Annotated in this window: 10 protein-coding genes; 4 read left to right on the forward strand and 6 right to left on the reverse strand. The window is 60.0% G+C overall.

Annotation, left to right across the window (positions count from 1 at the left end; translation table 11 throughout):
* Nucleotides 1-32 precede the first annotated feature (32 nt).
* The 4 genes from dctP (at nucleotide 33) to nagB (ending at nucleotide 3,763) form a co-directional block, all read left to right on the forward strand.
* Complete coding sequence (dctP, locus tag C8265_RS17810; protein WP_108485387.1) at nucleotides 33-1,028, forward strand: TRAP transporter substrate-binding protein DctP; 996 nt, start codon at nucleotides 33-35, stop codon at nucleotides 1,026-1,028.
* Nucleotides 1,029-1,089: 61 nt separating this feature from the next.
* Complete coding sequence (locus C8265_RS17815; RefSeq protein ID WP_108485388.1) at nucleotides 1,090-1,632, forward strand: TRAP transporter small permease; 543 nt, start codon at nucleotides 1,090-1,092, stop codon at nucleotides 1,630-1,632.
* Complete coding sequence (locus C8265_RS17820) at nucleotides 1,629-2,924, forward strand: TRAP transporter large permease (RefSeq protein WP_108485389.1); 1,296 nt, start codon at nucleotides 1,629-1,631, stop codon at nucleotides 2,922-2,924. The genes C8265_RS17815 and C8265_RS17820 overlap by 4 nt, the downstream gene beginning before the upstream one ends.
* Before the next feature lie 53 nt (nucleotides 2,925-2,977).
* Nucleotides 2,978-3,763 (forward strand): glucosamine-6-phosphate deaminase, encoded by a 786-nt coding sequence (gene nagB / locus C8265_RS17825; RefSeq protein ID WP_108485390.1) that lies wholly within the window; start codon nucleotides 2,978-2,980, stop codon nucleotides 3,761-3,763.
* Here nagB and C8265_RS17830 read toward each other — a convergent pair.
* From C8265_RS17830 to C8265_RS17855, 6 genes are read right to left on the reverse strand one after another with little or no spacing between them, the layout of a single operon-like run.
* On the reverse strand, nucleotides 3,760-4,164 hold the full coding sequence (locus tag C8265_RS17830) for a RidA family protein (RefSeq protein ID WP_108485391.1): 405 nt from the start codon (nucleotides 4,162-4,164) through the stop codon (nucleotides 3,760-3,762). The two genes, nagB and C8265_RS17830, sit on opposite strands and share 4 nt — an antisense overlap.
* A complete protein-coding gene (locus C8265_RS17835) occupies nucleotides 4,161-4,562 on the reverse strand; it encodes an acyl-CoA thioesterase (RefSeq protein ID WP_108485392.1) in 402 nt (133 codons plus the stop codon). The genes C8265_RS17830 and C8265_RS17835 overlap by 4 nt, the downstream gene beginning before the upstream one ends.
* A 19-nt stretch (nucleotides 4,563-4,581) precedes the next feature.
* Nucleotides 4,582-6,198 (reverse strand): AMP-binding protein, encoded by a 1,617-nt coding sequence (locus tag C8265_RS17840; RefSeq protein ID WP_108485393.1) that lies wholly within the window; start codon nucleotides 6,196-6,198, stop codon nucleotides 4,582-4,584.
* A 3-nt stretch (nucleotides 6,199-6,201) separates the two neighbouring features.
* Nucleotides 6,202-6,651 (reverse strand): cupin domain-containing protein, encoded by a 450-nt coding sequence (locus C8265_RS17845; protein ID WP_108485394.1) that lies wholly within the window; start codon nucleotides 6,649-6,651, stop codon nucleotides 6,202-6,204.
* Nucleotides 6,652-6,667: 16 nt separating this feature from the next.
* Complete coding sequence (locus C8265_RS17850) at nucleotides 6,668-7,813, reverse strand: acyl-CoA dehydrogenase family protein (protein WP_108485395.1); 1,146 nt, start codon at nucleotides 7,811-7,813, stop codon at nucleotides 6,668-6,670.
* Nucleotides 7,813-8,619 carry an enoyl-CoA hydratase family protein gene (locus C8265_RS17855; protein WP_108485349.1) on the reverse strand — a complete coding sequence of 269 codons (807 nt, stop codon included), beginning with the start codon at nucleotides 8,617-8,619 and terminating at the stop codon, nucleotides 7,813-7,815. The genes C8265_RS17850 and C8265_RS17855 overlap by 1 nt, the downstream gene beginning before the upstream one ends.
* Between the last annotated feature and the right edge of the window lie 11 nt (nucleotides 8,620-8,630).

An 8,630-nucleotide genomic window follows, 5' to 3' on the forward strand; every position in this document is an offset into this window, starting at 1 on the left:
TTAACCTGCCGCATCTCAGAGGAGGAGACACGATGAAGATGAACTTTACCCGCCGCACCCTGATGGCGCTGAGCGTGGCCGCCCTGGCCAGCCCGGCCTTTGCGCAAGACACGGTGACATTGCGCATGTCGACCCCGGCATCGGAAACCGATCAACGCTCGGTCGCCCTGGCCGAGGTGTTCGCCCCCGCCGTGGCCGGTTTTGCCACCTATCAGCCCCATTATAACGGCTCGCTGATCGCGCAAAACTCCGAGCTTGAGGCGATTGCATCGGGCGATTTGGAAATGTCCATCGCATCGGCACAAGAGCTGGCACAGTTTTTCCCCGAATTTTCGATTTTCGCCACCGGGTATGTGCATCAGGATGCCGAACATCAGGTCGCGGTGTTCAACGATGCATTGATGGACCCGTTCAAGAAAACCGTCGAGGATGAGTTGGGCGTGAAACTGTTGGCCGTGATGTATCTGGGCCGGCGTCATGTGAACCTGCGCCAGACCAAGGACGATCTGACCGTGATGACACCCGATGATCTGGCCGGTGTCAATCTGCGCATGCCCGGCACCGACGCCTGGCAATTCCTGGGCAAGGCCCTGGGTGCGAACCCCACGCCGATGGCCTTTACCGAAATCTATACTGCCCTGCAAACCGGCAGTGTCGATGGCCAGGACAACCCATTGCCCACCGTGGTGGATGCCAAGTTTTACGAGGTCACCAATCAAATCGTGCTGACATCGCATCTCGTCGATCTGAACTATGTGGCGTTTTCCAAATCCGTCTGGGACGAGCTGAGCGAAGAGCAGCAAGCCACCGTGCAAAAGGCCGCCGAAGACGCCGCCGCAAGCGGGCGCGCCCAGCAATTGGCGAAAGAAGAAGAACTGGTGTCGTTCCTGCAAGACCAGGGCATGGCCGTGTACGAACCCGACATGGCCGCCTTCCGCAATCATGTGCAGGAACAGTATGTCGGATCGGAATTTGCCGCATCATGGCCCGAGGGCGTGTTGGAGCAGATCAACGCCTTGGGCAACTGATCCTTTAGTCAACGGGAAAGGCGGCGCGTCTGCCTTTCCCCCCAATGCCCGGAGCCGTCCGATGACCCCCGTTGCCCTGTTGCGCACCCTGGCCCAGGCGGTTGCCGCGGCCATGATGGCGCTGATGTTTCTCACCTTTGTCCTGCAAATCGCGGTGCGTTATTCGGCACGGATTGACGGGCTTGCCGAAACCTTTCCGCTGTTTGACCCGTCGCAATATGGCTGGACGCTGGAATTTTGCCTGTTGCTGTGGGTGTGGCTGGTGTTTTGGGGCAATGCGTTCATCGTGCGCGACCGCGATCATGTGACGTTTGATATTCTGTATCTGGCGGTGCCGCCGGGAACGCGGCGTTGGTTTGCGATCATTGGCGGGCTGGCCATTTGCATCGGGCTGTTTGTGTCGATCGGGCCGACATGGGAAAAGTTTCACATCCTGCGCCTGAAAAAAACCGCCACCCTGTCGGCGCTGTTTGGCGGATGGATCAGGATGCGCGATATCTATTCGATCTACATCGTGTTTCTGGCGGTGGTTTCGGCGCGTTATGCCTATGGGGTGTATCGCGCGTTTCGCTATGGGGTCGACGAGCCGGAGCATGATCTATGAGTCTTGAGTTACTGACCTGTCTGGTCACGCTGTTTGTGCTGGCCGGAATCGGCGCGCCGATTGCCTATGCCATTCTTATTTCATCCTTTGCCTATCTCACCATGACGGGGCAGGGGGTTGGCATTGCCGGCAAGGTATTGATGGATGGGCTGTATAACAGTTTCATCCTGCTGGCCGTGCCTTTGTTCATCGTTGCCGCCAATGTGATGAATGCCGGTACGATTTCGGATCGGTTGCTGGGATTTTGCGTCGCCCTTGTAGGGCGGTTTCGCGGCGGTCTGGGCCATGTGAACGTTGTGGCATCGCTGATCTTTTCGGGGATGTCCGGTTCGGCCGTGGCCGATGCCGCCGGGATTGGCAAGATCATCATCCAGATGATGACGAAAAGCGGGCAGTATCCGCGCGGATATGCCGCCGCGATCACCGCCGCATCGGCCACAATCGGGCCGATCATTCCGCCAAGCATTCCCATGGTTCTGTATGCTTTGGTGTCCAACACATCCATTGGATATCTGTTTTTGGGCGGTATCATTCCGGGCCTGATGATGGGCGCGGTGTTGATGGCGATGAACACAGTGCTGTCGCACCGGCGTGATTTCGCGCTGGAAACACCGGTGCCTTTGGTCGAACTGCCGCGCCGTACGGTTAATGCGTTCCCGGCGCTGTTGATGCCTGCGATCCTGCTTTATGGGATCTATGGCGGTGTCACCACCCCGACCGAGGCGGCGGCGGTTGCGGCGTTTTACGCGCTGTTGCTCTCGGCGCTGTTTTACCGCGCTCTCAGCTTCAAGGCGCTGTTTCACATTCTGGTCGACAGCGCGCGATCTTCGGCCGCTGTGGGCCTTGTCATCGGTGGCGCGCTGATCCTGAATTATGTCGTCGCGTCCGAAAACATCCCAAGTCAGCTTGCCGCGCATTTGCTGGGGCTGGATGTGTCGCCAGTGGCGTTCATGCTGGGCGTGATGGTTTTGTTGCTGTTGCTGGGCTGTGTTCTGGATGCCACCACGATCATTCTGGTGATCATCCCGTTGTTTTTGCCCGCCTGTCGTGAATTGGGCATTGATCTGGTGCATTTCGGGGTGGTGGCGGTGATCAACTGCATGATCGGGCTGATCACGCCGCCCTATGGGATATTGCTGTTTGTGATCAACGCGGTAACGCGGATTCCGCTGTCCGAGATCATTCGCGAAATCTGGCCGTTTCTGGTTGTGCTGTTGGTGGCGCTTTTGGTTCTGGCGCTGGTGCCGGGGATTGTTTTGTGGTTGCCGCGGGTGTTTGGCTATGCCGGTTAGGGCGGCCCGGTCCGATTTTGGCGCCTTAATCGCCAGCGGTAAAGGGTGATGCGATGAAAGTGTTGATTTTGCCGGACGCCGCACAGGCGGTGGGCCGGGTGACGCGCGAAATCCGCGATCTGGTGGCACAGCGCCCGGATGCGCGGCTGGGCCTGGCCACGGGCGGCACGATGGAGCCTGTTTATGCCGCTCTGGTGGCCGGTGACGTGGATCTGTCACGGGTGACCACATTCAACCTGGATGAATATGTCGGGCTTGGCCCGGATCATCCGCAAAGTTACCGCGCCTATATGAACACCCGCCTGTTCGGGCCAAAAAACATGCCCGCCGCGCAGACCCATCTGCCACGGGGCGATGCCGATGATCCCGCCGCCGAGGCGGCCCGATACGAGGCGGCGATTTGCGAGGGCGGTATTGATCTGCAACTGTTGGGGCTGGGGGCGAACGGGCATATCGGGTTCAATGAACCGTCGTCCTCTCTGGGGTCGCTGACCCGGGTGAAAACCCTGACCAACAGCACCCGCGACGCCAATGCGCGGTTCTTTGGCCCCGGCGAAGATGTGCCGCGTTACGCCATCACCATGGGCATCGCCACAATCATGCAGGCCCGCCATGTGGTGTTGCTGGCCACTGGCGCGGCCAAGGCCGATGCCGTGGCCGCGATGATCGAGGGGCCGATCACCGCGATCTGTCCGGCGTCGATCCTGCAGATGCACCCCCGCGCCACCATCGTTGTGGATGAGGCGGCAGCGGCCCGCCTGACCCTGCGCGATTATTACCAGACCGTGCACCCGGGCGGCGCGGAACCGCCGCCGATGGGCCGGTCTGTGCGCCCCTAGGCCGGTTTGCCCAGATAGGCGGTGGCCTCGATTTCCAACAGCGCCGCGTCTTCGATCAATCCGGCGACCACAACCATGGACATGGCCGGAAAATGGCGGCCCAGCACCCGGCGATACACTTCGCCGACCTCGCGCTGGCGCGCCAGATATTCGGCCTTGTCGATCACGAACCAGGTCAGGCGCACGATGTCTTCGACCTGCCCGCCGGCCTTTTCAATCACATCGACGATGTTTTTCAGTGCCTGTTCCATCTGGCCGATGAAATCATGGGTTTCAAACACCTGCTGTGCGGTCCATCCGACCTGTCCGCCGATATACAGGGTGCCATCGGCGGTCAGCATTCCGTTGGCATAGCCACGGGCGGGGGTCCAATGGTCGGGTTGAATGGTTTGGGCGGTCATGGCGTACTCCGTAGATGAGAGGTAAAGGATTGGCGCAGGGTGTCGGGCCAGCGCACCGGGCGACCATCGGCATTGATATAGACAAGGGTGGCATCGGTGGTGAACCGCGCCTCGCCCCCGGCGCGGGCGTTCAGTTGAATATCCAGACTGGCATTGCCCAGGCGCAAAACCTCAAGCGATATGATCAGGTGATCGCCATGGCGGCTGGGGGCCTGAAAGCGGGTGCTGATCTGTGCCATCGGCACCGCGTTTTTGCCATGCAGGGATTCAAACGGATGATCGATGCTGTCAAAAAACGCCTCGACGCAGTCGTTCATCATTTCGAAATAGCGCGGGTAAAACACGATGCCCGCAGGATCGCAGTGTTTGAACAACACCTTTTGTGGAAATGAAAACATGGGTGTGGGCCTGTGCGTGTCAATCGGTCTTTTTCAACAGGAAGCGCTGAATCTTGCCGGTCTGGGTTTTTGGCAATGCGGTGCAGAATATGATGCGCCGGGGGTATTTGAACGGCGCGATTGCCGCTTTTACGTGGTCTTGCAACGCTTTGATCATATCCGCGTCGGGGGTGCCAGAGGCCAGCACCACATGCGCCTCGACGATCATGCCACGTTCGGGGTCGGGCGCGCCGATCACGGCGCATTCGGCCACGGCGGGCGCGGACAACAGCGCCGCCTCAACCTCGGGTCCGGCGATGTTATACCCCGATGACACGATCATATCATCGTTGCGCGCGGCGAAATAACAATATCCGTCTTCGTCCATCCGAAAGGCATCGCCGGTGATGTTCCACCCATCCAGCACATATTTTGCCTGTCGCTCATCGGCGAGATACCGGCACCCGGTGGGGCCGCGCACCGCCAGACGGCCAACAGTGCCGCGCGGCAGTTCATTGCCATCGGGGCCGATGATCTTGGCCTGATAGCCGGTGACGGGGCGGCCGGTGCAGGACGGTTTGTGATCGTCAAACCGGTTGGTGATAAAAATATGCAGCATTTCGGTGGCGCCGATCCCATCCAGCATCGGTTTGCCGGTTTTCGCGATCCAGTCGTCATAGATCGGGCCGGGCAGGGTTTCGCCCGCCGACACCGCCGCGCGCAGGGATGACAGATCGGCCCCCGATTCCATCGCCGCCAGCATCGCGCGATAGGCGGTGGGCGCGGTGACACAGACGGTTGCCTTGTATTTTTCGATGATCTTGATCATGTTCGGCGGTGACGCGGTTTCCAGCAATGTCGCCGTTGCACCAAAACGCAGCGGGAAAACCGCCAGCCCCCCCAGCCCGAAGGTAAACGCCAAGGGCGGCGAGCCGACAAAGATATCGCCCGGCACCACATTCAGCACTTCGCGCGCATAGCCATCGGCGATGATCAACAGATCGCGGTGAAAATGCATCGTCGCCTTGGGCGATCCGGTGGTGCCCGACGTAAAGCCAAGCAGCGCCACATCATCGCGCCCGGTGTTCACCGCGTCAAATTGCACCGGTTTTTCCAATGCCAGCCGGTCAAGTTCGGCATCGTGGTTCGATGTGCCGTCAAACCCGACCACGGTTTTCAAGAACCGGCTGTTCTTGGCGCACAGGGTCATTTCATCCATCAACCGCGTGTCGCACAGCGCATGCGAGATTTCGGCCTTGTCGACAATCGCCGACAATTCGCCCGCGCGCAGCATCGGCATGGTGTTGACCACCACCGCCCCCGCCTTGGTCGCTGCCAGCCAGCAGGCCACCAAAGCGGGGTTGTTGGCCGAACGGATCATCACCCGGTTGCCCGGCTTGACCCCCAGATCCTGAACCAGGGCGGCGGCCAGTTTGTTGGTCCAGTCGGCCAGTTCCTTGTAGGTGCGCCTGCGCCCATTGCCGATCAGCGCCGTGTGATCGCCAAACCCCTTGGCGACCATGGCATCGGTCAGTTCAACCGCCGCGTTCAACCGTTCGGGGTAATCGAACCCGTCAAGCAACAGATCAGGCCAGGTGTCGGGCGGCGGCAGGTTATCGCGGGTGAATGTATCGGTATGGGCGGAGGGGCCAAGCATGGCTTACTCGTTCGCTTCTGGGGGAAGGAAATTCACGTCATGTTCGGCGGATACCTTGACCACCTGTTCCACATCGCTGAGGTTGTCGAGCTGTACAAACAGATCCTTCAGCTTGCCCTTGGGCGATACCCAGAACAGCGCGCGGCAGGGTTTGTCGGATTTGTTGAAATAGCCATGGGGGATGCCGCGCGGCATCCGCACCACATCGCCGGCATAGGCCTTGCTCCAGACGCCATCCAGTTTCAGATCCAATTCGCCCTCTTGCACCAGAATGAATTCATCCTGGGTGGGGTGGATATGCACCGGCACAAAATCGCCCGGCGCCGAGTTGGTTTCAAAGGCAAAGCTGCTGTCGCATTCCACCTTTGGAAAATATTTCTGGCCCAGAATATTCCAGGTGGTGTCGCCGTATCCGGTGCCGTTTTTGGTGATGCCTTTTTCAAGCTCTTTCATGATGGTTCCTCCCTTTTCATGATCCGATGGTTTGGCGGGCAATGATCACGCGCTGGACGTCTGATGCGCCCTCGTATATGCGCAAGGCCCTGATTTCGCGGTACAACCGTTCCACGGTTTCACCGCTGCGCACCCCGTCACCGCCATGTAATTGCACGGCGCGGTCGATGATCTTTTGCGCGTGGTCGGTGGCAAACAGTTTCGCCATCGCCGCCTCGCGGGTGACACGCGGCGCGCCGGAATCCTTGGTCCAGGCGGCGCGGTAAACCAACAGCGCGCTGGCGTCGATGTCGACGGCCATATCGGCAATATGCCCCTGAACCATCTGCAAATCGAACAGGGGCGCGCCCTGTACATGGCGGGTGGTGACGCGTTTGATCGCCTCGTCCAATGCGCGGCGGGCAAAGCCAAGGGCCGCCGCCGCCACGGTTGAGCGGAACACATCCAGCACCGACATGGCAATCTTGAACCCCGCGCCGCTGTGCCCAATCATGGCGCTGGCGGGAATGCGGCAATCGCTGAATTTCAGGGTCGCCAAAGGGTGGGGCGCGATGACGTGCAAACGTTCGGCAATGGCAAGGCCCGGTGTATCGGCAGGCACGATAAAGGCCGACAATCCGCGCGCGCCCGGCGCATCGCCGGTGCGGGCAAACACCGTGTACAGATCGGCAATGCCGCCGTTCGAGATCCAGGTTTTTTCACCGTTCAGCACATAATCATCGCCATCGCGTGTGGCGGTCATGGTGGAATTGGCCACATCTGACCCGGAATTGGGTTCGGTCAGGGCAAAGGCCGATATCGCCTGACCCCGGCGCACCGCTGGCAACCATTCCTGTTGCTGTGCGGGCGTGCCAAACAGCGAAATCGCGCCGGTGCCAAGACCCTGCATCGCAAAGGCGAAATCGGCCAAGCCATCGTGGCGCGCCAATGTTTCGCGGATCAGGCACAGGGCGCGCACATCCAACCGGCCCTGTGACCCCGGTTCGATTGTGGCGTGGTTCAACCACCCCGCAGCACCCAGTTGCGCCACCAGATCACGGCAGGCCTGATCGGTGTCGGTGTGATCAACGCGCAAATCGCTGGCAAAGCCTTCCAGTGCATCCGCCAGGGCGCGGTGGCGGTCCTCAAAAAATGGCCAGCTCAGGAAGGTTTTGTCGGCCATCAATCGCCCTCGAACACTGGTTTTTCCTTGGCGACAAAGGCGTTATAGGCGCGTTCGAAATCGCGGGTCTGCATGCAGATCGCCTGAGTCTGGGCCTCGGCCTCGATCGCCTGTTCGATCGACATTGACCATTCCTGCGCCAGCATGGTTTTGGTCATCATATGGGCAAAATTCGGCCCCGCGGCGATGCGCGTGGCCATATCCCGCGCGGTTTGCTCCAAATCATTGGCACCCACGACGCGGTTGTAAAACCCCCAGGCCGCGCCCTCATCCGCCGACATTGACCGCCCCGTATACAGCAATTCGGCGGCGCGCCCTTGGCCGATCAGGCGGGGCAGGATCGCACAGGCGCCCATATCGCACCCGGCCAGACCAACGCGGGTGAACAGAAACGCGCATTTTGCATCCTGGCTGGCAATGCGCAGGTCTGACGCCATGGCAATAATCGCCCCCGCCCCGGCGCACACCCCATCGACGGCGGCAATCACCGGTTTGCCGCAATTGATCATCGCCTTGACCAAATCGCCGGTCATGCGGGTGAAATTCAGCATTTCCTTCATGCTCATCCGGGTCAGCGGGCCGATGATATCATGCACATCCCCGCCCGAGCTGAAATTGCCGCCGTTCGAGGCGAAAATCACCACATCCACATCGTCGGCATAAGCCAGATCACGAAACCAATCGCGCAATTCCGCATAACTTTCAAAGGTCAGCGGGTTTTTACGGTCGGGCCGGTCCAGCGCGATTGTGGCGATACGATCGGCAATGGTGCATTTGAAATGGGTCACATCGGTGCGGGTATTCATGGCGTCAAACT

This window comes from Oceaniglobus ichthyenteri, from assembly GCF_003057885.1.
GTDB classification, from domain to species: domain Bacteria; phylum Pseudomonadota; class Alphaproteobacteria; order Rhodobacterales; family Rhodobacteraceae; genus Oceaniglobus; species Oceaniglobus ichthyenteri.